The sequence below is a fragment of the Burkholderia anthinoferrum genome (assembly GCF_002925705.1).
Classification (GTDB): domain Bacteria; phylum Pseudomonadota; class Gammaproteobacteria; order Burkholderiales; family Burkholderiaceae; genus Burkholderia; species Burkholderia semiarida.
Genome location: NZ_LFZP01000065.1, coordinates 25,308 through 50,193 on the forward strand (window position 1 = coordinate 25,308; position 24,886 = coordinate 50,193).

Consider the following 24,886-nt stretch of genomic DNA (forward strand, 5'->3'; position numbering starts at 1 on the left):
CCGTATACCGCATCGCCCCATGCCTTTGCCGATTGTAATTGCCGACGATTCGCTGCTCGCTCGCAAACTGCTGACAAAGGCGCTGCCGGGGGATTGGGACGTTGACGTCGCGTATGCAGCGAATGGTCGCGAGGCCTTGGCGCTCTATCGTGACGGCAAAGCTTCCGTGATGTTTCTGGACCTGACGATGCCCGACATGAGCGGATATCAGGTCCTGGAAACACTGCGCCACGAAGATCTGAACACGTTCGTGATCGTGGTATCCGCCGATATCCAGCCGCAGGCGCAAGCACGCGTGCGTGAATTGGGCGCGATCGCATTCGTTGCCAAGCCCGTGACGTCGGAGGCATTGCTGCCCATTCTCAAGGAGTATGGGTTGTATGCCTGAATCGGTGTTCACGGCGGAGCAACGCGACGCGTTGCAGGAGATCGCCAACCTTGCAATGGGTCGCGCCGCCGCGCGGCTGGCGTTGCTGCTCGGACATTTCATCGAGCTGTCGGTGCCGCGCGTGCGCGTCGTGAAAGCGGCCGACGCGAGCGACGCGCTGCGCGAGATGACAGGCATTCACGACAACGTGACCGCCGTGCGCCAGGGCTTCCGTTCCGACATCAAGGGCGAGGCGATCGTGCTGTGCCGCACGGCGGGTGTCGCGCGGCTCATGTCGGTCGTCGACCGCACGTTCGGCGACGGCGTGTACGGCGGGATGGCGACGCCGGACGAGCTCGTGTTCGACGTCGCGAACGTGCTGATGGGCGCCTGCGTCGCGTCGATCCTGGACGAACTCGGCCGCAAGCCCGTGTTCTTTCCGCCGGGGCTGCTCGGCGCGAACGTGTCGTTCGACGACGTCTTCCAGCCGAACGAACTGGGGTGGAGCGTCGCGCTGCTGCTGGAGGTGAACTTCGGGCTCGAGGACCACACGTTCCGCGCGCATTTCGTGATGCTGATGGCCGAGGATTCGATCCGGCTGATGGGCGACGCGCTCGACGCGTTGCTGTCCGCGCTATGACGGCCGCCGCCCCTTCGCTGAGCGACCTCGTGATCGAGCGGGTCGGCTTCGGCCTGTTCGTGCTCGACCGTTCGATGACCGTCCTGATGTGGAATCGCTTCATGCAGGACCACAGCGGCATTCCCGCCGCCGACGTGATCGGCCGCAACCTGTTCGACCGCTTTCCGGATCTGCCGCGCGCATGGCTGTCGCGCAAGCTCGAGAGCGTGTTCCAGCTCGGCAGCTTCGCGTTCAGCTCGTGGGAGCAGCGGCCCTACCTGTTCCGCTTCGAGCACGACCGGCCGATCACGGGCGGCGTCGACTACATGCAGCAGGACTGCACGTTCATGCCGCTCACGCGCGGCCGCGACGTCGAGGCCGTATGCGTGACGATCTCGGACGTCACGCATGTGAGCGTGATGCAACGGGAGCGCGAGGAAGCGGTCGCGAAGCTGCGCGAACACGCGAATCTCGACGGGCTGACCGGCATCGCGAACCGGCGCTTTTTCGAGGTGCGGCTCGGTGACGAATTCGCGCGCTGGCAGCGCTACGGCGGCGACCTGTCGGTGCTGCTGTTCGACCTCGATCACTTCAAGACGATCAACGACCGCTTCGGGCATGCGGTGGGCGACGCCGTGCTGCGCGAGACGGCGCGCCGCGTCGCGTCGATCGTGCGCGCGCAGGATACGTTCGGCCGCTTCGGCGGCGAGGAATTCGCGCTGCTGCTGCCGTGCACGAATCTCGACGAGGCGATGCGGGTGGCCGACAAGGTGCGCGAGGCGATCGGCAGCGTGCCGGTCGACGCCGAGGGCGTCAGCGTGCCGGTCACGGCGAGCGTCGGCGGCGCGTGCGCGAAAGCCGGCGCGTCGACCTGCGACGTGCTCGTGAACGAGGCCGACGCCGCGCTCTATCGCGCGAAGCGGCTCGGGCGCGATCGGTCGGTCGCGTACGCCGACTGACCGCGCCCGCCCCGCTCAGCTTTTCGCGATGTCGGCGAGCACGCCGGCCAGCACGGCCGGCTGCGACACGAACGGCGAGTGGCTGCTGTCGAGCTGGTGCACGTGGGTCGGGTTGCCGGGCGCGAACGCGTCGGCTTCGTCGATGAAGCGCTGCTGCAGCGCGGGCAGGATCACGCGATCGGCCAGGCACTTGACGTAGTGACGGTCGATCGCGCCCCAGCGTGTGGCAGTCGTCGGGATCGCGGTCGCGAACGGCGCGGCCGGCACGTCGCAACTCATCAGGTTCGCGACCGCATCGAAGTCCGCCTGCGGCACGTCTTCGTACAGCGCGCGCTTCATCAATTCGCGATACGCGGCATCGCCGCTGTGCGGATCGATGCGCAGCGCGCCGGCCACGCGCGGGCTCGCGAGCATCAGCGGGCCGAGCAGCTCCCCGTTGTTTTCCGGGGCGCGCACGTAGTCGAGGCCCGGTACGCCCGACGCGGGCATGAAGGCCGCGAGATAGACGATCTTCGCGATCTTCTCCGGCGCGCGTTCGGCGGCCGCCGTGATCGCGAGGCCGCCCATGCTGTGCCCGACCAGCACGACCTTGCCGCGGCCGAGCGCGTACGCGTCGTCGACGGCCTGCATCACCTGCGTCGCGTAGTCGTCGAGCGTCGTGTTCGCGACCGGCGACGGCTCGGCGCCGAACGCGTCCTTGTCGAGCGGCCGCGCGAGATACGACGCGGGAAAGCGTGCATGGATGCCGTGCGCGGGCAGGTCGCGCGCGATCGACAGGTAGCCGCGCGCGGCGAGCGCGGCCGCCACATGGGCATAGCACCACGCGCCATGCCATGCGCCGTGCACGAGCACGAAAACGGGATGATCGGACTGCGGGGTGGCGGTGTCGTTCGTCTCCATGGTGTCCGTGTTTTTTCGAGAAAGGTGTTCATCTTAGACGAAGCCGCGCGCCGCCCGGCATGAACGCCGGGCCCGAGCCAGCGCCGGTTCGCACCGGCCGTCGCGATACAGGCCATTTGTCTCGTACAGGCCACATTTCGTCCTGATCTGATTTGAATTTGCGCCGAAGCGCGCTAATTTGTCGGTTTGCCTGCGATTGCACCCCATGAACGTCGACTATCTCTTCTATCGGAAGCCGGACAAACCCGGCCCCTATTCGCTCGACGACCTGGGCGACATCGCGCCGCCGATCGGCCCAGGTGAACTCGTGCGCGCGGGCATCGCACGCGTGTTCGAGCAGATCGACTGGCAGGAATCGCCCGACGTGCCCGGCGCGTGGTTCGGCACGGGCGGCGCGGTGTTCCAGTTCACCGCCGAGCCCGACGGGCGCGTGACGAGCTTCATGGGCTCGCGCCTCGAGCGCCGCTCGATGCTGCAGCTCACGCGTGAAATGGGGCTCATCGCGCTCGACCTGCAGCGCGACATCGTCTACGGCTGACGCGCCGCGCGGCATCCCTTCGCGAAGGCCGGCCGCACCGCCCTCGCGGCGGCGCTCGACACCCCGCCAGACCTGGCGCGTGTCCGCCATCGACCTTCAAAGATTGCTATACTTTCGGCCAATTCCGGCTTCCGGCCGGTAATTTGTGCCTGTCTGCGTCGATCGTTCGCATATCTCGCTCGCATTCGACGCCCTGACCATCCCAGCCGGGCATGGCTTCTTCAATCGCCCCGCGTGGGTGTCTCCGTGGAGCTCGTCTTGGCCGTTTCCCATTCCGTCGTGGACGAACAAGAAACCGACGCCGCTGCCGTCACATCGGGCAGTTCTTTCTATCTGGCGATGCGCATCCTGCCGGCCGCGCAGCGCGATGCGATGTTCCAGGTCTACGCGTTTTGCCGCGCGGTCGACGATATCGCCGACAGCGACCTGCCGCGCGCCGAGCGCAACGCGGGCCTCGATCGCTGGCGCGCGGACATCGACGCATGCTTCGCCGGCCGCCCGCCGCGCCACCTGGCCGCGCTCGATCGCGAGATCCGCGCGTTCAACCTGCAGCGCGCCGATTTCCACGCGATGATCGACGGGATGGCGATGGACGCGGTGGAAGACATCTGCGCGCCCGACGAACCGACGCTCGACCTCTTCTGCGATCGAGTGGCGAGCGCGGCCGGTCGGCTGTCGGTGAGGATTTTCGGGATGCCGGAAGCCGAAGGGATCACGCTGTCGCACCACCTCGGCCGTGCGCTGCAACTGACGAACATCCTGCGCGACATCGACGACGACGCGGCGATCAACCGCTGCTACCTGCCGCGCGAACTGCTCGCGCGCGAAGGCATCGCGATCACCGATCCGGCGACGATCGTGCGCGATCCGGCGTTGCCGCGCGTGTGTGCAACGCTCGTCGAGCGCGCGCTCGAGCACTTCCGCCAGGCCGACGCGGTGATGGACACCTGTCCGCGTGCGCAGGTGAAGGCGCCGCGCATCATGTCGGGCGCGTATCGCTGCATTCTCGACGCCGCGATCGCACGCGGCTTTGCCGCGCCGCGCGCACCGCTGCGCAAGCCGAAGGCGCGCATGCTGATGATCGCCGCGCGCTACGCGCTGTTCTGAGTCGACCGACGCGATGCCCAGAACCGTCCACGTGATCGGCGCAGGACTCGCGGGCCTGTCGGCCGCGGTCGAGCTGCAACGTCGCGGGCGGCGCATCGTGCTGCACGACGCGCATGCGCACGCGGGCGGCCGCTGCCGCTCGTGGTTCGACGGGACGCTGAACACGACGCTCGACAGCGGGCTGCACACGGTTTTCGCGGGGCAGCCCGCGACGCAGCGCTACCTGCGCGCGATCGGCGCGGCCGATCAGCTCGCGGGGCCCGCACTGGCGGAATTCCCGGTCATGGACATCGCGTCGCAGCAGCGCTGGACGCTACGCTTCGGCAACGGCCGTTGGCCGTCGTGGCTGTTCGATGCCGCGTCGCGCGCGCCGGGCACGACGCCGCTCGACTACCTCGCGCTGGCTCCGCTCGCGTTCGCCCGCACGGGCCGCTCGCTTGCGCAGACGATGCGATGCGACGGCGTGCTGTGGGATCGCTGGCTGCGACCGTTTTTCCTCGGGGTGCTGAATATCGAGCCGCGCCACGCGAGCGCCGAGCTCGCGCGCGCCGCGCTGTGCGGCACGTTCGCCGCGGGCGGCCCCGGCTGCCGTCCGCTCGTCGCGCGCCGCGGGCTCGGCAGCGCGTTCGTCGAACCGGCGCTGCGGATGCTGCAGTACGGCGGCGCGCAGATCCGCCTGAATTCGCGGCTCGATGCGTTCGAATTCGGCGCGCACGGCAATGCGGTCGACGCGGTGTCGGTCGGCGGCGAGCGCATCGATCTCGCGCCGGGCGACGCGGTCGTGCTGGCCGTGTCGCCCGAGGTCGCGCAGCCGCTCGTGCCCGAACTCACCGCGCCCGACACGTTCAGCGCGGTCGTGACCGCGTATTTCGCGGTCGAATCGTCGGCCGGCAATCCGTTGCAGACGACCGTCGTCAACGGCGTCGTCGACGCGGTGCGTACCGGCGACGGCCAGCTCGTGGCGACGATCCGCGATGCGGGGCGCTGGCTCGACATGCCGCGCGACACGCTCGCGCGGCGCATCTGGGAAGACGTCGCGCGCGTGACCGGCGCGAACCCGCAAGCCATTCCCGCGTGGCAGCTCGTCGTCGAGCCGCGCGCGGGCTTTGCGGCGGTGCCGTCGCAGGAAATGAAACGTCCGGCCGTGCGTACGCGCTGGACCAATCTTGTACTCGCGGGCGACTGGATTGCCACCGGCTTGCCCGCCACGATCGAGGGCGCGATCCGTTCCGGCCAGCTGGCCGCGGACGTGCTCCAGACGCAATAAACAGAGGGACCGATGAACGATCTCACCGAAATGGCTACCCTGTCCGCCGGCGCCGTGCCGGCCGGCGTCGACGCGGCTGTCGCGCGTGCGACCGACGCGCTGCTCGCCGCGCAGCAACCGGACGGACACTGGGTCTACGAACTCGAAGCGGATTCGACGATTCCCGCCGAATACGTGCTGCTCGTCCACTATCTGGGCGAGACGCCGAACCTCGAGCTCGAACAGAAGATCGGCAAGTATCTGCGCCGCATCCAGCAGGCCGACGGCGGCTGGCCGCTGTTCACCGACGGCGCGCCGAACATCAGCGCGAGCGTGAAGGCGTATTTCGCGCTGAAGGTGATCGGCGACGACGAGAATGCCGAGCACATGCAGCGCGCGCGCCGCGCGATCCATGCGATGGGCGGCGCCGAGATGTCGAACGTGTTCACGCGCATCCAGCTCGCGCTGTACGGTGCGATCCCGTGGCGCGCGGTGCCGATGATGCCGGTCGAGATCATGCTGCTGCCGCAGTGGTTCCCGTTCCACCTGTCGAAGGTGTCGTACTGGGCGCGCACCGTGATCGTGCCGCTGCTCGTGCTGAACGCGAAGCGTCCGCTCGCGAAGAACCCGCGCGGCGTGCGCATCGACGAGCTGTTCATCGACCCGCCCGTCAACGCCGGGCTGCTGCCGCGCCAGGGCCACCAGAGCCCGGGCTGGTTCGCGTTCTTCCGCGTGGTCGACCATGCGTTGCGCGCGGTCGACGGCCTGTTCCCGAGCTATACGCGCGAACGCGCGATCCGTCAGGCCGTGTCGTTCGTCGACGAGCGCCTGAACGGCGAGGACGGCCTCGGCGCGATCTATCCGGCGATGGCCAACGCGGTGATGATGTACGACGTGCTCGGTTACGCGGAAGATCATCCGAACCGCGCGCTCGCGCGCAAGTCGGTCGAGAAGCTGCTCGTCGTGCACGACGACGAAGCGTATTGCCAGCCGTGCCTGTCGCCGGTATGGGATACGTCGCTCGTCGCGCATGCGTTGCTCGAGACCGGCGACGCGCGTGCGCAGGCAGCCGTGCTGCGCGGCCTCGAATGGCTGCGTCCGCTGCAGATCCTCGACGTGCGCGGCGACTGGATCTCGCGCCGCCCGAACGTGCGGCCCGGCGGCTGGGCGTTCCAGTACGCGAACGCGCACTACCCGGACGTCGACGATACGGCCGTGGTCGTGATGGCGATGGATCGCGCGCAGAAGCTCACGCAGTCGGACACGTATCGCGAATCGATGGCGCGTGCGCGCGAATGGGTCGTCGGCATGCAAAGCAGCGACGGCGGCTGGGGCGCGTTCGAACCGGAAAACACGCAGTACTACCTGAACAACATCCCGTTCTCCGATCACGGCGCGCTGCTCGATCCGCCGACGGCCGACGTGTCGGGCCGCTGCCTGTCGATGCTGTCGCAGCTCGGCGAGACGCCGCTGAACAGCGAGCCGGCGCGCCGTGCGCTCGACTACATGCTCAAGGAGCAGGAGCCGGACGGTAGCTGGTACGGCCGCTGGGGGATGAACTACGTGTACGGCACGTGGACCGCACTGTGCTCGCTGAACGCGGCCGGCCTGACGCCGGACGATCCGCGCATGAAGCGCGGGGCGCAGTGGCTGCTGTCGATCCAGAACAAGGACGGCGGCTGGGGCGAGGACGGCGACAGCTACAAGCTGAACTACCGCGGCTACGAGCAGGCGCCGAGCACGGCGTCGCAGACGGCCTGGGCGCTGCTCGGCCTGATGGCGGCCGGCGAAGTGAACAACCCGGCCGTTGCGCGCGGCGTCGACTACCTGGTCGCTCAGCAGAACGAAGAGGGCCTGTGGGACGAGACGCGCTTCACGGCGACGGGCTTCCCGCGCGTGTTCTACCTGCGCTACCACGGCTATCGCAAGTTCTTCCCGCTGTGGGCGCTCGCGCGCTACCGCAACCTGAAGCGCGCCAATGCGACGCGCGTGACGGTCGGGATGTAACGCGTGCCGACGACGCAGCACAATGGCACGTTGCCCGTCATCGCGGTTACCGGGATGGCGTTCGAGGCGCGCATCGCGCGCGGTGAAGGCGTCGAGGCGGTGTTCGCCGCGCGGGCCGACCGGCTCGAGCGCGCGCTGACCGAAGCGACCGCGCGCGGTTGCGCGGGCATCGTGAGCTTCGGCACGGCGGGCGGGCTCGCGCCCGACCTGACGCCCGGCGCGCTCGTGATCGCGAACGCGATCGACGGGCCGTTCGGCCGCGTGGAGACCGATGCGGGCTGGAGCACGCGGCTCGTCGCCGCGCTGCACGACACGCCGGTGTGGGCGCGCGTCACGCGCGGCACGATCGCGGCCGTCGGTGCGCCGGTCGTCAGCGAACAGGACAAGGCGTCGCTGCATCATGCGAAGGGTGCACTGGCCGTCGACATGGAGTCGCACATCGCCGCCGCGTTCGCGGCCGCGCGCGGCGTGCCGTTCGCGGTGTGCCGCGCGATCGTCGATCCGGCGTGGCGCACGCTGCCGCGTGCGGCGACGGCCGGCCTGCGCGACGACGGCAGCACGGCGATCCTGCCGATCCTGCGCGAACTGCTGAAGCAGCCGTCGCAGCTCGGCCCCTTGCTGCAGGTCGCCAGCGACGCGCGCGCGGCGCGCACGACGCTGATCCAGGCGCGCCACGCGTTCGAGCGGGCAGGCGCGATGCGGATCGTCTGAGCGGCGTTCGCCGCGCTTTACTTCTTTCTTCCCCATTCGATCGCGCGGAACCGACGCGCTGTCGTTGCCGCGCCGCAGCCGCGAGCGCATGAAGTCGGCGCGCGCCTGCACCGGCATGGCAGCCGCAGCGGAGTGGGTGTCTCCGGAACAGCCGTCCGTATGAGATTCCCGAATCTCGAACGGGAATCGCGCGGGCATCGTACGCAGAGTGTGTTCGCGCTTGTGCGTCGGTATGGTGGGCACTATTTGCCATTGTGTAACCCGTCGGCGCTCAACCATCCGATATCCCGTCGCTCATCGGCAGTCAATACCCCGGTGAGCTTCTTTTGCTCCAGGTTCATCCCGGTATAAGCGCGTGCCCACGGACTCATTCCGGTGGGCTGTGCGTCGACGCAATTGGATCCTGCTTTTCGATTTTGTCTGATTGACGCGTCGGGCCCCATCTTTCATCGTTCGAATTGATTTGGTTTTCTTATTTACCGAGCGAGAGAGGCGAATGGCGCAAGACATTTTCTTGAAGCTGGCGGGCATAGCGGGCGAATCGCTCGATGCAGATCACTCGAATGAAATTGAAGTGCTGACGTGGGATTGGTCGGTGAGTCAGCAATCCAATATGCATATGGGAAGTGGTGGCGGAGCAGGCAGAAGTATCGTCGACGACCTGACTTTCGAGCACTACATCGACCGTGCCACACCGAATCTTATCCAGTGCTGCCTGACAGGAAGGCATATTGAGCGTGCGGTGCTGGTTATGCGCAAAGCTGGCGGTACGCCGCTCGAATACCTCAGGGTCACGATGGAGGACGTACTTGTTACCAAGGTTAGTCAGGTTAGTACCACCAATATGAGAATTCCGCGCGAGGCGGTTCGACTATCCTTCTCCCAAGTGAGACAGGAATATCTGGTTCAGAACTCGCGGGGAGGAAATGGCGGAACGGTGAGCATGGGCTACGACATCAAGGCCAACATGACTATTTAACGACAGGGGGCGCAATGCTGTTTATTTCAAAACAAGGCCATGTCGATGCGGAGCGCATCGAGGTCAGGATTTTTTCGACAATTGAGCGAAGCGCGATGGCAAAGGTGAATGGAATCGTTGTTCACCAAACTGACGGGACCACGGCTGATAGTACATTTAATAGCTATGCAGCAAGTGGGGCAAACGGAGCGCACTTCCTGATAGACAAGAGTGGGGCTATATATCAAACCGCTTCAGTGTACAAGAGAACCAACCATGTCGGGTTGCTCAAATCTCGGTGCCTTATGGAAAGGAAGTGTAGTCCATCCGAATTTAAAAGGGTATCTGATATGGCGGGGAAATATGCAAAATTATCGGGGATGGAGTATAGGAAGGGTTTTCCGGATAGGTATCCGGGAAATGCGGACTCTATTGGGATAGAAATCGTCGGTCGAATGGATAGAGAAACGAAAATATACGAAGTGGTAAATGACAGGCAAAATGATTCATTGAGGTGGCTCGTAAAGGAGCTTTGCGAAACATTAGGAATATCTTTTTCCGAGATATACAGACATCCTGAGGTGTCGTACAAGAGGGAAACTGAAGCGGGAACTGCAAAATGGGATTGATGTGTAGGTATTTTTTTCTTGTGTGTATTTTCTTGTTCTGTTCCTCTTCGCAGGCGAGAGGGGTGAGGGATATCGAGATTCTCGAATCCGGGAAGAGCAGAGAGGCTGATGCGTTGGAGGTCTGTAAGAGATTTCGGCCCACGGTTAAGCAGATCAGGAATTTCTTCACGAGAGCATATCCGGTCGAGGGATATATGTTTTCTCACGAACGGTATTCTTCGTGTTATGCGGCGGGGACTTTGAAATTCGATGACGGCAGTTCGGGGAAGTGGGATCTATCTTCAAGTGGCGTTGCTACATTTATCTTCACGAGAGGCGATGCAGTAACGCTTTTTTATAAAAACAATAAATGGTACGACCCGTTTGCTTGTACTTATGGGCTGGGCGACGTTGGGGAATGCTAGGTTGCCAGGCCCGGTGTGAAAAAAAAGAGCGCTGCATCACGCAGCGCTCTTCGTTTGTGCGCGGCCGCCGTTGCGGCGTTACTGCGCGGCCGGACCGCTCGCGGGCAGCGTCGGCATCGCCGGCGCGATCGGCGCGCCGTTGGCGGCCGGCGCCGTGGTGGCGCCCGACGATGCTGCCGCCGGTGCCGCAGCAGGCGTACTCGCCGGCATCGCACTGTCCGCGCCGGGATCGTCGTACTGCGGCAATCCAGGTGCCGCCGGCGCGTTGTTCGGCGTGGCGCCCGATGTGCCGCCCGCATCGCCCGGATCCTCGTAGTTCGGCAGCCCCGGCACGCCCGGCGTCGCGGCCGGCACGGCGCCCGCTTCGCCCGGCTCGTTGTAGTTCGGCGCCGCGGCCGATGTCGACTGGCCGCGATACGTGAGCGACTTGCGCTGCTGCAGGTACGCGTCGCGCACGAACGAATACGGATCGAGCGCGGCCTGCTTCAGCAGGTCGGTCGCGCCGAGCAGGTCCGAGCGCGCGCTGATGAACTGCGCGATGTACATCGGATTGCGCGCGGCCGGCTCGATGTAGTTCAGCAGGTTGAAGCGCACGTCCACCGCACGGCCGACGCCGTCGCGGATCGTGCTCGGCCCGAACACCGGCAGCACGAGGTACGGGCCGGACGGCATGCCCCAGCGCGCCATCGTCAGCCCGAAATCCTGGTGATGCTTCGGCAGCCCGGCCGGCGTCGCGATGTCGATCAGGCCGGCGACGCCGAACAGCGAGTTCATCGCCACGCGCATCAGATCCTGCGTCGCATCGGTGATGCGCAACTGCAGCAGGTTGTTCGCCATGTTGCCGAGATCGCCGAGGTTCGAGAAGAAGTTGCTGATCGCGGTGCGCACCGGCGTCGGCGTGACTTTCTGGTAACCCTTCGCGATCGGCTGGGCGATGTTCGTGTCGACCGTGTCGTTGAACTTGTACATCGCCCGGTTCATCGGCTCGAGCGGGTCGTTGGGATTGCGGTTCGGTCCCGTCGCGCAGCCGGTCAGCATCGCGCTGGCGGCGACGGTCGCCGCAATGATTCGCACCTTATTCATTGATTCCTTGCGATTGGTTCTTGGCGCGCTTGACGCGCGGTTTGCCCATCAGGACGGGCTGGAACACCACGGCACCGATCAGCGTGCAGGTCAGGGCCAGCGCGAGCAGCTTGCCCATGCTCGACGTGCCCGGATGGTGCGACAGCCACAGGCTGCCGAAGGCGGTCGCCGTCGTCGCGGCGCTGAACAGCACGGCGTGCGTGAGGCTCGAATGCAGCAGCCCCGTCTGCCCCGCGCGCCACGCCATCACGAAATACACCTTGAACGCGACGCCGACGCCGAGCATCAGCGGCAGCGCGATGATGTTCGCGAAGTTCAGCGACATGCCGAGCACGACGCACATCTCGAGCGTCACGATGCCCGACACGAGCAGCGGCACCAGCGTGCGCAGCACGTCGCCGAAGCGGCGCAGCGTGACCCACAGCAGGATCGTGATCGAGATGATCGACCACAGCGCCGCATGCAGGAACGCGTTGATAATCGTGTCGGCCGAATGCAGGATCGAGATCGGCCCGCCGGTCGCGCCCGGCTCCGCGGCCTTCACGGCCTTCGCGAAACGGCGCAGCATCGTGTCGTCGTTCGGGTCGACGCCCTTCGGCACCTTCGGCGAGATCTGCACGAGCGCATGGCCGTCCGGCGCGACCCAGTCGCGCACGACCTGCGGCGGCAGCGATTCGCGCGTGATGTCCTGCGGCTGCAGCAGCGCGGCGAGCTGGTTCAGCGCGATGCGCAGCGTATCGGAGAACGCCCGTTCGGCACGGTCGCGCGTCGCGCTGTCGGCGGCGGCGAGCTTCGCGAGCGACGCGGACAGGTGCTGCGCGGCGGCCGCGCCCGGGCCCGGGTGATCTTCGGCCGCATAGCTCAACAGGTCCGACACGCGCTTGAGCGCGGCTACGCGCTGCGCGTCGGTCGCGGGCGGCGCGGCCGGCTGCGTCAGTGCGGGCAGCAGCTCGCTCGCGGCCGCCGCGATCGCCGCGCGCTTGGCCGGCTGGTCGGCGGGGATGAAGGTCGACAGCGTGGTCGTGCGGCCCACTTCGGGCAGCGCGTCGAGGCGCTTCGCGGCCGCGTCGGCTTCGGCAAGCGACGGCGCGAGCAGCGTGACGTCGTTGACGGCGGCTTCCGGCGAATCCTTCAGCGCGAGCAGCGTCGCCATCGATTCGCTGTTCGGATCCTTCAGGTGCAGCGGGTTGAAGTCGAAATGCAGGAACGCGAGCAGCGGCAGCGCGCCGATCACGACCGCCAGCGTGCCGATCAGGATCGGCTTGCGATGGCGATCGAGATAATCGTCGACCGGCGCGAGCCACGGGAAGCCCGGTGTCTTCGATTCGCCCGGCGGCGCGAACAGGCGCAGCAGCGCGGGCAGCAGCGTGAGCGTGGTCAGCAGCGCGACGAACATCCCGACGCCCGCGATCAGGCCGAGCTCGGACACGCCGCGATAGGCCGTGGGAATGAACGAGAAGAAGCTCGCCGCGACCGCTGTGGTGGCCAGCGCGAGCGGCATGCCCATCGAGTGCGCGGCGCCGATCAGCGCGTGATCGATGCGTTGATCGCGGAAGCGTTCCTCGCGGTACTTCACGCCGTACTGGATCGAGAAATCGACGCCGAGGCCGACGAACAGCACCATGAACGCGACCGAGATCATGTTCAGCGAGCCGACCATCGCGAGGCCGAGCGCGGCCGTCACGACGAGGCCGACGAACAGCGTGACGAGCACCGAGCCGATCATCCGCTTCGAGCGCAGCGCGAGCCACAGGATCACGAGTACGGCGAGCAGCGTGAGCACGCCGTTGAGCGCGGCGCCGTCTTCGACCGACGCGAATTCGTCGTCGGCGAGCGGCTGTTCGCCGGTCAGGCGCACGGCCGCGCCGTAGCGCTTGTCGAGATCGAGCGACCGGGCCGCGTCGCGGATCGCCTGGCTCGTTGCCGCGCCGGCCTTCAGCGCGCCGTAGTTGACCACCGGCTGCACGGTGACGAACGCGCGCGCGGGCTGCCGCGCGGCATCGTTGTCGACCAGCGCGCGCCACGAGAACGCGGCCGGCTTGCCGGCCAGCACGTCGTCGACCGTCGCGGCGCTGCGCGCGAGCAGCTTCGCCATCGCGGGCAGCTTCACCTGGCCGGTCAGGAGCGGCTGGCCGAGCGTGGTGGACAGCGTGGTGGCGAGCCCCGTGAGGCTCGGGTTCTTCGCGAGTTCGTTGACGAGCGGGCGCGCGCTCGCGAGCTGGGCGGTCGTATCGGAGACTTCCTGCGGCGACAGGAACAGCAGCCCGTTGTGCTCGAAGAACGGCCCGCCGCCCGGTTCCGCGACCGGGCCGATGCGGCCGGCGGCGGCATCCTTCTGCAGCGCTTCGGCCAGCGCATGCGCGGCGGCAGTCGCGAATTCCGGCGCGGGCGCCTCGACGACCGCGAGGATCGTGCCGTTGCGTTGCGGGAACGCCTTGTCGACGGCCTGGCTGAGCGCGGCCCATTGCGGTTCCGCATCGACGAGCTTGCTGATGTCGGTGTTGATCTTGAAATGCTGCGCGACGTAGACGCCGCTGAAGGCGGCGATGACGAGCGACAGGACGACGACCCAGACGGGGCGGCGCACCGACCACGCAACGAGTCGGACGATGAGAGATGTCACCATGTGGCGGTGGGGAGCGGCTGGCTAGGGCAAAGTAGCCAAGTATACCGGCGCGGCGCGGCGACGGTCGTGACGGTGGGGAGATTCGGGGCGGGAAGGATATTTGCTTCCGGCGTCGCAATCGGAGTGCGCGGTCGGTTCATTTGTATGGGGATATTTACATAATGGGGCGCGGCGACGCGCCGACATGCGGCCGAGCGCCTGTGACAAACGGCGCTGAAAGGTAACAGTCGGTCACCGGGCGGCACCGGGGCGTCGGGCCCGGTATACTTTGCTCCACCGGCCGATGCAAAGAGCCGGCCGTTTTTTTCCATCGAGTGCGAAATTCGTATGAAACGTCATCTGTTTGCTTTCGTCGCGGCGGCCGCCGTGTCGGTTTCCGCTTTCGCGCAGAGCGCGCCGGTCGATGTCGTCCGCACGGCGGTCGAGGGCACCGTCAATGCGATGAAGGCCGATCCGGCCGCGCGCGGCGGTGACATGGCGAAAATCACGCAAGTCGTCGAGCAGCGCTTCCTGCCCGTGACGAACTTCGAGCGCACGACCCGCATCGCGGTCGGCGACGCATGGAAGCAGGCCACGCCGCAACAGCAGCAGGAGCTGTACAAGCAGTTCAGGCTGCTGATGACGCGCACCTACGCCGCGTCGCTCGCGCAGCTCGGCAACCAGGACGCGAAGTTCTCGTTCAAGCCGGGCGGCGCATCGGGCGCCGACGCGCTCGTGCAGTCGACGGTGACGACGCCCGGCGACAGCCAGTCGGTCGGCTATCGTCTCGGCAAGGTCGGCAACGACTGGAAGATCTACGACATCGACATGTCGGGTGCGTGGCTGATCCAGGTCTACCAGGGCCAGTTCAAGAGCCAGCTCGCGGCGGGCGGGATCGACGGCCTGATCGCGTATCTGCAGAAGCACAACTCGCGGACGAATTGACGGCTGCCGCGCGATGCGCGACTGAAATGTGGCTCGCAAACCATGACGCCCCGGCCGCGGATGCTGCCGGGGCGTTTCACATTGCGCCGTGGCCGGGCAATATCCGCCCGCCTCGGCGCAAGCCGATCGATGCCGGGCCGGACGCTGCGAGTTTGCGGTGACAATCCGTTCGGCAAAGCGCCGGACGGCAGGTTCCGTCATCCAGCAGGCTGCCTCGCCATGGCATGAATGGCCGCCGTGCGGCATGCCCCGCTCACGGCTCGCGTCGTCGATTTTCGTCGGTGATTTGCCGCAGCGCCTTGCGAAGCCTGCGGTTATCGATAAGCAGTGCGAAGACCGTAATTGCCAGGATGATCGTCGGTGCATTCTTTCCCGACATTCGGGCAAACGCGCTCGCCAGCCCGGCGCACAAAAACGCAACCAGCAAAAGCAGTAACCGGTCCTTCCACCACGCGTACGAACCCAGTTTCACGTTGCGACCTCAGCTATATCGGCGGCGAGTACACGCGAGCCCTTTGCGCGCATACGTTGCACGCGCCGGATTTTCCGCGTCGAATATTTCGGGATGCATTTTCAAATGCAATTGAAGGCGGTAGGGCACGTAGATGGCCGTTCGCGTGCCACCGGCATTCGATTCGAATGTCGTGGCCACCGGAATAGTGTCATCTATCCAGCGAGGGGGCGATTGGACAAGTATGAAATCGGACGAGCGAATTGCGCGTGGCGCAAGGCAGACGCGCTGGCGTATTGCGCGCTGCGGGTTTGTGGCCGTTCGCGCGACGGTCTTGGCGCGGGGGTGCAAGCCGCCCCGGTGTCACCCTACCGCCGCCGATGCTCGACCGCGAACTTGATCAGCTCGGCCTGCCCTTCGATCTCCAGCTTGCGCTTCAGGTTGAGCCGATGCGTCTCGACCGTGCGTACCGACAGCCCCGTCTGCTGCGCGATCTGCTTGCTCGATAGCCCTTCGGCCAACATGTCGAGGATGTCGCGTTCGCGCGGCGTCAACCGGTCCAGCGGCGACGCCGTCGCGCTGGCCTGGATCATCCGCGCGGCCAGCCCTTCGCTGAAGAAGGTCTGCCCGGCCAGCACCGCACCGATCGCGCGGACGATCTCGCTCGCGGGCGAATCCTTCAGCAGATAGCCGCTCGCGCCGGCGCGCACCGCCTGCGTCACGTACTCGACGTTGTCGTGCATCGACAGCATCAGCACGCGAATGCCCGGAAAACGCTCGTGGAATACGCCCGCGAGCGTGATGCCGTTCATTCCGTTCATGCCGACGTCCATCAGCGCGAGATCGGGTTCGAGCGACGCGGCGAGCGCGAGCGCCTCGTCCGCGTTGCCGGCCTCGCCGACCACCGACAGGTCGGCGGCTTCGAGCCGCATCCGCAAGCCGTCGCGCACGAGCGGGTGATCGTCGACGAGCAGCAGTCGCGCGGCGGGCCGGGCGGTATCGGGGGCGCTCATGGGCAAAAGTCTCCGGTTAGGGTGCGCGTGCTCAGGCGGCGGCACGCCGCAGCGGCACGCGCGCGGCCACGACGGTGTGGCCGACCTGCGACGTGATCGTCAGCGTGCCGCCGAGCGCGTCGAGGCGTTCGCGCATGTTGCGCAGGCCGATGCCGCGGCTCGCGTCGGCCTGCGAGCGTTCGGCGTCGAAGCCGCAGCCGTTGTCGGCGATGGTCAGCGTGACGGATTGCGCGCCGACGTCCAGCGTGACGGCCGCGCGCGACGCCCGCGCATGATGCACGATGTTGCTCAGCGCTTCCTGCGCGATCCGGAACAGCGCGGTATTGACGGCTTCGGGCAGCGGCCGCGTGCCGCTGTGCGCGACCTGCGTATAGCCGATGTCGATGCCGCTTTCGGCGCCGAGCTCGCGCACGAGTTGTTCGAGCGCGGCCGCGAGGCCGAGATCGTCGAGCATCGACGGCCGCAGCGCATGCGAGATGCGCCGGACTTCGCGCAGCGTGTCGCCGAGCCGCCCGACGCCCGACGCGAGCGCCTGCTCGGCTTCCGGCACGCGCGACGCGCCGCGCTCGAAGCGCGCGAGCGCGGATTCGAGCATCAGCTTCGCGGACACCATCATCTGGCTGATCCCGTCGTGCAGCTCGCGCGACAGCCGCGCGCGTTCCTGCTCCTGCGATTCGACGACGCGCTGCGCGAGCAGCTTCAGCTTCGCGTCGGCGCTGCGCGACTCGCTGACGTTCAGCACCAGCGCGCACACGGCGATCGCCGCCGCGCCGGTGAGCGCGATCGCGGTCAGCCAGCTCATCGTGCGCTCGATGTTCGCGGACGCGCGCGCGTCGATGCGCTGCAGCGCGGTGTCGACGTCGTCGAGATAGATGCCGGTGCCGACCATCCAGCCCCAGCGCTCGAGCGCGACGACGTAGCCGAGCTTCGGCGCGACGCGGCCCGTCGACGGCCGCTGCCATGCGTAGCGCACGTAGCCGCCGCCCTGCGACGCCGCGCCGATCAGCTTCTGGATGGTGAGCGCGCCTTGCGGGTCGCGCATCGACCAGAAGTTGTGGCCGACGCGCTCCGGCTCGCGCGGATGCATCAGCGAATTGCCGTGCAGGTCGTAGACGAAGAAATAGCCGTCGGGGCCGAAATCCATCTTCTGCAGCATCGCGAGCGCCTGCGTGCGCAGCAGCGCGTCGTCGCGCGCATTGCGGCCGCTCGCGTCGTAGAGCGGCATGATCGCGCTCGTCGCGAGCTCGACGTAGTGTTTCAGCTCGACTTCCTTGCTCGACAGGTACGCGGCCTGGATCGTCGCGTGCTGCGTGCGCGCGAGCGACGTCGCCTGGTGGCGCACACCGAAGCCGATGCCGGCGATCGTGAGCAGAAACGGCACGATGGCCAGAAGGAAGATCTTTGCCTTGAGTCTCATGGTGGTGCGAAGCGGCCGTGAAGCGGCGCGGCCGGCCAGGCGCGGCCGGCTAGGCGCGGCCGGGGCGCTGCCGACAGGCGCGGGCCGGCCGGGCGCATCGGCCGCGCGGCGGCGTATCGAGCCGATATTGTCGGCGATTTTGCAGGCGGGCGGCGGCTGCCTCGCCGCTGCCCGTACGCTCAGGCCCGCCGCGATTCGAGATCGACGGGCGGCGTGGCCGCCGTCTGCACGACGACGCGGTTGCGCCCGCCTTCCTTCGCCCGATACAGCGCATCGTCGGCGAGCTTCAGCGCGGCCTGGATGTTGTCGTCGCGTTCGGGATAACTGGTCGTCACGCCGATGCTCACGGTCAGCCGGCCGACCGTGCCGGCGTCGTGCCGGATGCCGAGATCGAGGATGCCGGTGCGGATCGTTTCGGCGATCGTCGCCGCGCCGTCGCTATCGATATCCGGCAGCACCACGACGAATTCCTCGCCGCCGTAGCGCGCCGCATAGTCGGCCGGGCGGCGCAGGCAGCCGGCGATGCAGTGGCCGACCGCGGCGAGCGCGTCGTCGCCGGCCTGGTGACCCTGCGTGTCGTTGTAGTGCTTGAAGTAATCGACGTCGATGAACAGCAGCGACAGCGGATGTTGCGAGCGCGCGGCGCGCCGCCATTCGCGCGCGAGCGTGACGTCGAGCATCCGGCGGTTGTCGAGGCCCGTCAGGCCATCGGTGCGCGCGAGCGCCTGCAGCTCGGTTTCGGCGCGATGGCGTTTGCGCAGTTGCACGTCGAGCAGCAGCGACAGGCCGACGAAGCCGATCGCAAGCGCCACCATCGCGGAGCCGATCGGGATCGCACGGTCGTACCACGCGGCGTAGGTGTCCGCTTCCGAGCGCGCGACCATGACGATGAGCGGCAGGTGATCGAGGTGCCGGAACACGTACAGGCGCCGCACGCCGTCGATCGACGCGGTGTCGGCGAAGCTGCCTTCGCTGGCGGTCATGAATTGCCGGAACGTACTCGCGCGGCTGATGTCGCGGCCGACGATCCTGGGGTCGTACGGCTCGCGCGCGACCATCCTGCCGTCCGTGTTGATCAGCGCGACCGAGCCGCGATCGCCGAGCGACAGGCGCGAGAACAGGTTCTGGAAATATTCGAGCCGGATCGACATCACCGCGACGCCGCCGAACGACCCGTCGGGCCGCGTGATCCGCCGGCTGAGCGCGATGCTCGGCGAGCCGCCGCGCAGCCGCGAATGATACGGGGGGCTGACGTACAGGCCGACGTCGGGGCGGTCGCGGTGCACGGCGAAGTACGGCTCGTTGCCGAAGTTGGCCTTGCGCGGCACGTCGCTCATGCCGTCGACCGCGATGTCGCCTTTCGCGTCGAGCACGTAGATGCCGCCGAGGTACTTGGCCGTCGTCGAGCGGTCGAACAGCACCTGGCGGCGCAGCGGCATCGGCAGCCTGGCGACCTCGGGGTCGTTCGCGCCGTCGACGACCGCCTGCAGCGACAGCGAATAGATCTCGATGTTGCGTTCGATGTCCCACGCCGCCATCAGCGCGAGGTTCTGCTGCATGCTGCGCGAGCGGTCGCGCGCGTCGATACGGCCTTCGTACAGCACGATCGCGCACAGGAGCAGCAGGATCAGCGCGATCAGCAGCCCCGTGTAGAAGATCAGGTGCGGCAGCAACAACCGGCGCAGATGAGCGGCGATACGGCTCGTCACGCCGGATTCGCTGGGCATTGCGTAGTTGGTTTCGGCCATGGTCCGTGGATCGGGGGCATCGTCGCCGGGCGGCGTGCCGATGCGATTGTTCGTATGGCTACCGGTGGCGACCCGGTGCGCAGCCCTGCCCGTGCATGCCTTCCGTCCAGCGGAGAAAACGGGCACCGATTATCGACAATCGCGGCCAGATAAACCCGATATTCACAGGTAACATCGGCTGCAATTCGACGATCTGACAAATCGCGCGATGCGAATGCCACGGAGTATAACGCGCGTGTTTGCGTGCGCGGAAAATGTTGCGACCGGTTGATCGGGGTCAAATTATGGGGTAATCCCGCGCTTGCAAATATCGGGCGGATCGTTGCTGAGCAAGGCATTGCGGTGCGGCGGGAAAGTCCGCGCGGCTTCCGGCCGCGGATACCGGCGGATCGGCGGATTAACGGCGGGCGGGCGTCGCACGCGAAAGCGCGCGATATGCGCCGATTATCGGTTTCAACGGTCGGGTGAATACCCATGTGAAAACGGGCAGCCGCGAGGGCCGCCCGTTTCGCAAGGCCGGAGTACCACTGGCATGCGGCGCCCGGCATGCGGGACGAGCCCGCATGCGCAGGTTCATGCGCCGTGCTGCTGCGCCTTGAACGCGAGCCGGAACCGGTGCAGCAGCGGCTCGGTATAGCCGCTCGGCTGCGACGTGCCTTGCAGCGCGAGCGCGCACGCGGCCTTGAACGCGGTCGACTGGTCGTATTCGGGCGCCATCGGGCGATAGTTCGGATCGCCGGCATTCTGCTGGTCGACGACGCGGGCCATCCGCTTGAACACGTCGAGTACGAACGCCTCGGTGATCACGCCGTGGCGCAGCCAGTTCGCGATGTGCTGGCTCGAGATGCGCAGCGTCGCGCGATCTTCCATCAGGCCGACGTCGTGGATGTCCGGCACCTTCGAGCAACCCACGCCCTGTTCGACCCAGCGCACGACGTAGCCGAGGATGCCCTGCGCGTTGTTCTCGACCTCGCTCAGGATCTCGGCCTCGCTCCACGCGGCGCGCTCGACGACCGGCACGGTCAGCAGCCCTTCGAGCAGCGCGTCGCGCTCGCTCGCGTACGGCGTTTTCTCGAGTGCCTGCTGGACGGCCTGCACGTCGACGAGGTGGTAGTGCAGCGCGTGCAGCGTCGCCGCGGTCGGCGACGGCACCCATGCGGTGTTCGCGCCGGCGCGCGGATGCGCGATCTTCTGCTCGAGCATCGCGTGCATCAGGTCCGGCATCGCCCACATGCCCTTGCCGATCTGCGCGCGGCCGCGCAGGCCGGCCGACAAGCCCGCGAGCACGTTGTTGCGCTCGTACGACTGGATCCACGCCGACGATTTCATGTCGCCCTTGCGGATCATCGGGCCCGCTTCCATCGCGGTGTGCATCTCGTCGCCGGTGCGATCGAGGAAGCCGGTGTTGATGAACGCGACGCGCGCGGCGGCGGCGGCGATACACGCGGCGAGGTTCACGCTGGTGCGGCGCTCCTCGTCCATGATGCCCATCTTCAGCGTGTTGCGCGGCAGGCCGTACAGATCCTCGATGCGCGCGAACAGCGTATCGGCGAACGCGACTTCGGCCGGGCCGTGCATCTTCGGCTTCACGATGTAGATCGAGCCCGTGCGCGAGTTGCGCTTCGCCTTCAGGTCGTGCAGCGCGCACAGCGTCGTGACGACGCCGTCGAGGATGCCTTCCGGAATCTCGTTGCCGTCGCGGTCGAGCACCGCGCCGTTGGTCATCAGGTGGCCGACGTTGCGCACGAACAGCAGCGAGCGGCCGTGCAGCGACAGCGTGCCGCCGGCGGGCGTCGTGTACTCGCGATCGGCGTTCAGCCGGCGCGTGAAGGTCTTGCCGCCCTTCGCGACTTCCTCGACCAGCGTGCCCTGCATCAGGCCGAGCCAGTTGCGGTAGAGCTGGACCTTGTCGTCCGCGTCGACCGCCGCGACCGAATCCTCGCAGTCGATGATCGTGCTGACCGCGGCCTCGAGCACGACGTCCTTCACGTTCGCGAGATCGGCGCGGCCGACCGGCGTGGATGCATCGATCTGGATCTCGAGGTGCAGGCCGTTGTGCTTGAGCAGGATCGCGGACGGCGCACCGGCCGCGCCCTGGTAGCCGACGAACTGCGCCGGCTGCGCGAGCCCGACGTCGCCCTTCGCGGTTTCCACCGCGAGCTGGCCGTCCTGCACGCGGTAGCGCAGCGCGTCGCGGTGCGAGCCGCTCGCGAGCGGCGCGGCGTTGTCGAGCACGTCGCGCGCGTAGTCGATCACGCGCTGGCCGCGCGTCGGGTTGTAGGCCGCGGTGCGTTCGGCGCCGCCGTCTTCCGGCAGCGCGTCGGTGCCGTACAGCGCGTCGTACAGGCTGCCCCAGCGCGCGTTCGCGGCGTTCAGTGCATAGCGCGCGTTCGACAGCGGCACGACGAGCTGCGGGCCGGCCTGCGTGGCGATCTCGCTGTCGACGTTCGCGGTGGCTGCCGTGACGTTCGACGGGACCGGCACGAGGTAGCCGATTTGTTCGAGGAATGCGCGATACGCGGCATGGTCGCGTACCGGGCCGGGGTGCGCGCGATGCCACGCGTCGAGTTCCTGCTGCAGGCGGTCGCGTTCGGCGAGCAGCTCGCGGTTGCGCGGCGCGAGGTCGTGCACCAGGGCCGAGAAACCGCTCCAGAACGCGGCCTTGTCGATGCCGGTGCCCGGCAGCGCTTCGTTTTCAATGAACTGGCTCAGCGCTGGCGCGACTTGCAGTCCTGCTTGGTCGATCATCGTGAATCCTCCCGGGGAAAATGCGCGCGGTTTGGCTGGTTATTCCGCGACGCTCTGTGTGCCGGCGCGGGCGATCTGCGCGTCCTGTTCGGACTTTACGCCAGACACGCCGATCGCGCCCGCGATCCGGCCGCCGACCGTGACCGGCACGCCGCCTTCGAGCAAGCCCGTCAGCGGCGCGCTCAGAAACGCGGTGCGGCCACCGTTGATCATATCCTCATACGCCTTCGTCTCGCGACGGCCGAGCGCCGCCGCGCGCGCCTTGTCCTGCGCGATGCAGCTGCTGGCCGGCGATGCGCCGTTCAGCCGCGCGAACGCGAGCAGGTGGCCGCCGTCGTCGACGACGGCGATCGACACGGCCCAGCCGTGGCGTTCCGCTTCCGCGCGGGCCGCGGCGAGCATGCGCTCGGCATCGGCCAGTTCGAGTTCGGGTTTCGTTTGCATGGCGTTCCTCGGGAATAGGCGGTCAGTCGACCAGCCGGTTGTCGACGCGCTCGATCCAGTGGCGCACGGGTGTGCGGCTCGCGCCATTCCGATGAGTCTGGCAGCCGACGTTGGCGGTGACAATCAGGTCCGGCCGTGCGCGCGAGCGCGCCGACGCCCGCGCGCCTTCTCCGCACGGACGGGGTCGGAGCGCGACAGGCCGCCGTATTCCTTCATGAACTTGCCGCAGCCGCTTGCGGTCGGCGGCGATCGCTGCCGCACCGGCTTCGATCGCGGGCCACCACGCGTCGACGTTGCGGCTCGACGGCCGGACCTGAGCGGGCGGGGCTTGGCCGGCGCGGTAACCGCTAGAATTGCGGTTTTAGCCCGGAACACGTCCATGTCTTTTGCCTCGCTTGGCCTGATCGAGCCGTTGCTGCGTAATCTGCAGGGCCTCAATTACCAGACACCCACGCCGGTGCAGGCCAAGGCGATTCCCGCCGTGCTCGGCGGCAAGGACGTCATGGCCGCCGCACAGACCGGCACCGGCAAGACGGCCGGTTTCGCGCTGCCGCTCTTGCAACGGCTGGCGCAACACGGCCCGGCGGTATCCAGCAACCGTGCGCGCGTGCTGGTGCTGGTGCCGACACGTGAACTGGCCGAGCAGGTGCTGCAAAGCTTCGTCGAGTACGGCAAAGGCCTCGATCTGCGATTTCTGGCCGCCTACGGCGGCGTGAGCATCAATCCGCAGATGATGAAGCTGCGCAAGGGCGTCGACGTGCTCGTGGCGACGCCCGGCCGTTTGCTGGACCTCAATCGCCAGAACGCCGTGCAGTTCGATCAGGTGCAGACGCTCGTGCTCGATGAAGCCGACCGCATGCTCGATCTCGGCTTCGCGCGCGAACTCGACGCGGTCTTTGCCGCGTTGCCCGCCAGGCGCCAGACGCTGCTGTTCTCGGCCACGTTTTCGGACGAAATCCGCAAGATGGCGGCCGGCATTCTGCGCAGCCCGGTCGATATCAGCGTCAGCCCGCCCAACGCCGCGGCCAGCAAGATCAAGCAGTGGGTGGTGACGGTCGACAAGCGGAACAAGCCAGAGCTCTTCATGCACCTGGTGGCCCAAAACAAGTGGGAACACGCGCTGGTGTTCGTCAAGACCCGCAATGGCGTCGATTATCTGGCGCTCATGCTGGAGAAAGCCGGCTATGCGGTCGATACGATCCACGGCGACAAGCCGCAACCCGCGCGTTTGCGTGCGCTGGAGCGCTTCAAGACGGGTGAAGTGCAGATGCTGGTCGCCACCGATGTGGCGGCGCGCGGGCTGGATATCGACGATCTGCCGCTGGTGATCAACGTCGATCTGCCGATCGTCGCGCAAGACTACGTGCACCGTATCGGCCGTACCGGCCGAGCGGGCGCGAGCGGCGTGGCCGTGTCCCTCGTGTGCGCCGATGAAGCGCCGCAACTGGCCGCGATCGAAGCGCTGATCCGGCAGACGCTGCGTCGGGAAGAAGAGCCGGGTTTCGAAGCCGAACACCGCGTGCCGGAAACCAGCGCGACGGGTCAGATCATCAAGAAACCCAAAAAGCCGAAGAAGCCCAAAGTGCCGCAAGCCGTGCCGGTCGCCAGGCAGGCGCCGGGCAAGAAGCCGCCTACGCAAGGGAGCGAAGGCAAGCGCAAGCCCGCGGCGCAGCATGCGAAGCCAGCCGTCGGCACGGGAACGGACTACACCGTCGGCAGCCCGTTCAGCGTGCACAAGCCGCGCGGCAAGCCGGCGGGCAAGCCGGCGGCGGGAAAGGCTGCGGGCAAAACTGCGGGCAAAACTGCGGGTGGTCGCGGCAAACCTGGCAAACCGTCCAGATAGCCCGATCCTTCGCTTTCGACGTGCCCGATACGATCGAGCTGTCCGATGCCGTGAACGCATACGGGTGGTTCGGAACAGCGCTGCCGGGTTTCTCGTGAGCGACCTGAAACCGCCCGCGATAGAAGCTTCGCGGCGTGACCGATG

21 protein-coding genes and 1 pseudogene are annotated in these 24,886 nt (G+C 67.1%); 12 read left to right on the top strand and 10 right to left on the bottom strand.

Annotated features, from left to right (window positions below; genetic code table 11):
* Nucleotides 1–19: 19 nt before the first annotated feature.
* From C5F75_RS31490 to C5F75_RS31500, 3 genes are read left to right on the top strand one after another with little or no spacing between them, the layout of a single operon-like run.
* Nucleotides 20–388: a response regulator gene (locus C5F75_RS31490; RefSeq protein ID WP_011548759.1), complete on the top strand. Its 369-nt coding sequence runs from the start codon at nt 20–22 to the stop codon at nt 386–388.
* Nucleotides 381–1,007: a chemotaxis protein CheC gene (locus C5F75_RS31495; RefSeq protein ID WP_059581485.1), complete on the top strand. Its 627-nt coding sequence runs from the start codon at nt 381–383 to the stop codon at nt 1,005–1,007. The genes C5F75_RS31490 and C5F75_RS31495 overlap by 8 nt, the downstream gene beginning before the upstream one ends.
* The gene (locus tag C5F75_RS31500) at nt 1,004–1,945 is read left to right on the top strand and encodes a GGDEF domain-containing protein (protein ID WP_059581488.1); all 942 of its coding nucleotides are present in this window, start codon (nt 1,004–1,006) and stop codon (nt 1,943–1,945) included. Before C5F75_RS31495 ends, C5F75_RS31500 begins: the two co-directional genes overlap by 4 nt.
* Before the next feature lie 15 nt (nt 1,946–1,960).
* On the opposite strand, the gene C5F75_RS31505 is transcribed toward C5F75_RS31500, so the two are convergent.
* On the bottom strand, nt 1,961–2,845 hold the full coding sequence (locus C5F75_RS31505; protein ID WP_104013290.1) for an alpha/beta fold hydrolase: 885 nt from the start codon (nt 2,843–2,845) through the stop codon (nt 1,961–1,963).
* Nucleotides 2,846–3,050: 205 nt separating this feature from the next.
* Here C5F75_RS31505 and C5F75_RS31510 point away from each other — a divergent pair, with 205 nt between their 5' ends.
* The 7 genes from C5F75_RS31510 (at nt 3,051) to C5F75_RS31540 (ending at nt 10,041) form a co-directional block, all read left to right on the top strand.
* Nucleotides 3,051–3,383, top strand: a complete 333-nt coding sequence (locus tag C5F75_RS31510) for a hypothetical protein (RefSeq protein ID WP_059581495.1) — start codon at nt 3,051–3,053, stop codon at nt 3,381–3,383.
* Nucleotides 3,384–3,641: 258 nt separating this feature from the next.
* Nucleotides 3,642–4,490, top strand: a complete 849-nt coding sequence (hpnD, locus tag C5F75_RS31515; protein ID WP_059581498.1) for a presqualene diphosphate synthase HpnD — start codon at nt 3,642–3,644, stop codon at nt 4,488–4,490.
* Between the two features lie 13 nt (nt 4,491–4,503).
* Nucleotides 4,504–5,757 (top strand): hydroxysqualene dehydroxylase HpnE, encoded by a 1,254-nt coding sequence (gene hpnE / locus C5F75_RS31520; protein WP_104013291.1) that lies wholly within the window; start codon nt 4,504–4,506, stop codon nt 5,755–5,757.
* Nucleotides 5,758–5,769: 12 nt separating this feature from the next.
* Nucleotides 5,770–7,743, top strand: coding sequence for a squalene--hopene cyclase (gene shc / locus C5F75_RS31525; protein WP_060317681.1), 1,974 nt, complete (start codon nt 5,770–5,772; stop codon nt 7,741–7,743).
* Nucleotides 7,744–7,797: 54 nt separating this feature from the next.
* On the top strand, nt 7,798–8,454 hold the full coding sequence (locus C5F75_RS31530; RefSeq protein WP_059581508.1) for a phosphorylase: 657 nt from the start codon (nt 7,798–7,800) through the stop codon (nt 8,452–8,454).
* 496 nt (nt 8,455–8,950) lie between these two features.
* Nucleotides 8,951–9,433 carry an Hcp family type VI secretion system effector gene (locus C5F75_RS31535; protein WP_104013292.1) on the top strand — a complete coding sequence of 161 codons (483 nt, stop codon included), beginning with the start codon at nt 8,951–8,953 and terminating at the stop codon, nt 9,431–9,433.
* 14 nt (nt 9,434–9,447) lie between these two features.
* The gene (locus C5F75_RS31540) at nt 9,448–10,041 is read left to right on the top strand and encodes a peptidoglycan recognition protein family protein (protein ID WP_104013293.1); all 594 of its coding nucleotides are present in this window, start codon (nt 9,448–9,450) and stop codon (nt 10,039–10,041) included.
* Between the two features lie 482 nt (nt 10,042–10,523).
* Here C5F75_RS31540 and C5F75_RS31545 read toward each other — a convergent pair whose 3' ends face one another.
* The gene (locus tag C5F75_RS31545) at nt 10,524–11,528 is read right to left on the bottom strand and encodes an MlaA family lipoprotein (protein WP_104013294.1); all 1,005 of its coding nucleotides are present in this window, start codon (nt 11,526–11,528) and stop codon (nt 10,524–10,526) included.
* Nucleotides 11,521–14,154, bottom strand: coding sequence for a hopanoid transporter HpnN (hpnN, locus tag C5F75_RS31550; RefSeq protein ID WP_104013295.1), 2,634 nt, complete (start codon nt 14,152–14,154; stop codon nt 11,521–11,523). Before hpnN ends, C5F75_RS31545 begins: the two co-directional genes overlap by 8 nt.
* A 327-nt stretch (nt 14,155–14,481) precedes the next feature.
* Between hpnN and C5F75_RS31555 the strand changes: the two genes are divergently transcribed.
* Nucleotides 14,482–15,078, top strand: coding sequence for an MlaC/ttg2D family ABC transporter substrate-binding protein (locus C5F75_RS31555; RefSeq protein WP_059581520.1), 597 nt, complete (start codon nt 14,482–14,484; stop codon nt 15,076–15,078).
* A gap of 253 nt (nt 15,079–15,331) precedes the next feature.
* On the opposite strand, the gene C5F75_RS31560 is transcribed toward C5F75_RS31555, so the two are convergent.
* From C5F75_RS31560 to C5F75_RS37435, 7 genes and pseudogenes are all read right to left on the bottom strand, one after another.
* Nucleotides 15,332–15,550, bottom strand: coding sequence for a hypothetical protein (locus tag C5F75_RS31560; RefSeq protein ID WP_081075343.1), 219 nt, complete (start codon nt 15,548–15,550; stop codon nt 15,332–15,334).
* A 347-nt stretch (nt 15,551–15,897) separates the two neighbouring features.
* Nucleotides 15,898–16,542, bottom strand: coding sequence for a response regulator (locus C5F75_RS31565; RefSeq protein WP_060011164.1), 645 nt, complete (start codon nt 16,540–16,542; stop codon nt 15,898–15,900).
* A gap of 31 nt (nt 16,543–16,573) precedes the next feature.
* Complete coding sequence (locus tag C5F75_RS31570) at nt 16,574–17,959, bottom strand: cache domain-containing protein (protein WP_060011165.1); 1,386 nt, start codon at nt 17,957–17,959, stop codon at nt 16,574–16,576.
* A 179-nt stretch (nt 17,960–18,138) separates the two neighbouring features.
* Nucleotides 18,139–19,707, bottom strand: coding sequence for a sensor domain-containing diguanylate cyclase (locus C5F75_RS31575; protein ID WP_059581528.1), 1,569 nt, complete (start codon nt 19,705–19,707; stop codon nt 18,139–18,141).
* Between the two features lie 573 nt (nt 19,708–20,280).
* Nucleotides 20,281–22,455, bottom strand: a complete 2,175-nt coding sequence (locus tag C5F75_RS31580) for a malate synthase G (protein ID WP_104013296.1) — start codon at nt 22,453–22,455, stop codon at nt 20,281–20,283.
* A gap of 39 nt (nt 22,456–22,494) precedes the next feature.
* Nucleotides 22,495–22,899 (bottom strand): GlcG/HbpS family heme-binding protein, encoded by a 405-nt coding sequence (locus C5F75_RS31585; protein WP_059581533.1) that lies wholly within the window; start codon nt 22,897–22,899, stop codon nt 22,495–22,497.
* A 22-nt stretch (nt 22,900–22,921) separates the two neighbouring features.
* Nucleotides 22,922–23,227: pseudogene (locus C5F75_RS37435) on the bottom strand (hypothetical protein); the annotation flags it as partial.
* Between the two features lie 51 nt (nt 23,228–23,278).
* Between C5F75_RS37435 and C5F75_RS31595 the strand changes: the two are divergent.
* A complete protein-coding gene (locus tag C5F75_RS31595) occupies nt 23,279–24,742 on the top strand; it encodes a DEAD/DEAH box helicase (protein WP_060011167.1) in 1,464 nt (487 codons plus the stop codon).
* Nucleotides 24,743–24,886: the final 144 nt, after the last annotated feature.

Excerpts from the sequence above, each read along its gene's own strand:
- C5F75_RS31490 (WP_011548759.1), top strand. The coding sequence starts at position 20 with ATGCCTTTGCCGATTGTAATTGCCGACGATTCGCTGCTCGCTCGCAAA.
- C5F75_RS31495 (WP_059581485.1), top strand. The coding sequence starts at position 381 with ATGCCTGAATCGGTGTTCACGGCGGAGCAACGCGACGCGTTGCAGGAG.
- C5F75_RS31500 (WP_059581488.1), top strand. The coding sequence starts at position 1,004 with ATGACGGCCGCCGCCCCTTCGCTGAGCGACCTCGTGATCGAGCGGGTC.
- C5F75_RS31505 (WP_104013290.1), bottom strand. The coding sequence starts at position 2,845 with ATGGAGACGAACGACACCGCCACCCCGCAGTCCGATCATCCCGTTTTC.
- C5F75_RS31510 (WP_059581495.1), top strand. The coding sequence starts at position 3,051 with ATGAACGTCGACTATCTCTTCTATCGGAAGCCGGACAAACCCGGCCCC.
- hpnE (WP_104013291.1), top strand. The coding sequence starts at position 4,504 with ATGCCCAGAACCGTCCACGTGATCGGCGCAGGACTCGCGGGCCTGTCG.
- shc (WP_060317681.1), top strand. The coding sequence starts at position 5,770 with ATGAACGATCTCACCGAAATGGCTACCCTGTCCGCCGGCGCCGTGCCG.
- C5F75_RS31530 (WP_059581508.1), top strand. The coding sequence starts at position 7,798 with ATGGCGTTCGAGGCGCGCATCGCGCGCGGTGAAGGCGTCGAGGCGGTG.
- C5F75_RS31535 (WP_104013292.1), top strand. The coding sequence starts at position 8,951 with ATGGCGCAAGACATTTTCTTGAAGCTGGCGGGCATAGCGGGCGAATCG.
- C5F75_RS31540 (WP_104013293.1), top strand. The coding sequence starts at position 9,448 with ATGCTGTTTATTTCAAAACAAGGCCATGTCGATGCGGAGCGCATCGAG.
- C5F75_RS31545 (WP_104013294.1), bottom strand. The coding sequence starts at position 11,528 with ATGAATAAGGTGCGAATCATTGCGGCGACCGTCGCCGCCAGCGCGATG.
- hpnN (WP_104013295.1), bottom strand. The coding sequence starts at position 14,154 with ATGGTGACATCTCTCATCGTCCGACTCGTTGCGTGGTCGGTGCGCCGC.
- C5F75_RS31555 (WP_059581520.1), top strand. The coding sequence starts at position 14,482 with ATGAAACGTCATCTGTTTGCTTTCGTCGCGGCGGCCGCCGTGTCGGTT.
- C5F75_RS31565 (WP_060011164.1), bottom strand. The coding sequence starts at position 16,542 with ATGAGCGCCCCCGATACCGCCCGGCCCGCCGCGCGACTGCTGCTCGTC.
- C5F75_RS31570 (WP_060011165.1), bottom strand. The coding sequence starts at position 17,959 with ATGAGACTCAAGGCAAAGATCTTCCTTCTGGCCATCGTGCCGTTTCTG.
- C5F75_RS31575 (WP_059581528.1), bottom strand. The coding sequence starts at position 19,707 with ATGGCCGAAACCAACTACGCAATGCCCAGCGAATCCGGCGTGACGAGC.
- C5F75_RS31580 (WP_104013296.1), bottom strand. The coding sequence starts at position 22,455 with ATGATCGACCAAGCAGGACTGCAAGTCGCGCCAGCGCTGAGCCAGTTC.
- C5F75_RS31585 (WP_059581533.1), bottom strand. The coding sequence starts at position 22,899 with ATGCAAACGAAACCCGAACTCGAACTGGCCGATGCCGAGCGCATGCTC.
- C5F75_RS31595 (WP_060011167.1), top strand. The coding sequence starts at position 23,279 with ATGTCTTTTGCCTCGCTTGGCCTGATCGAGCCGTTGCTGCGTAATCTG.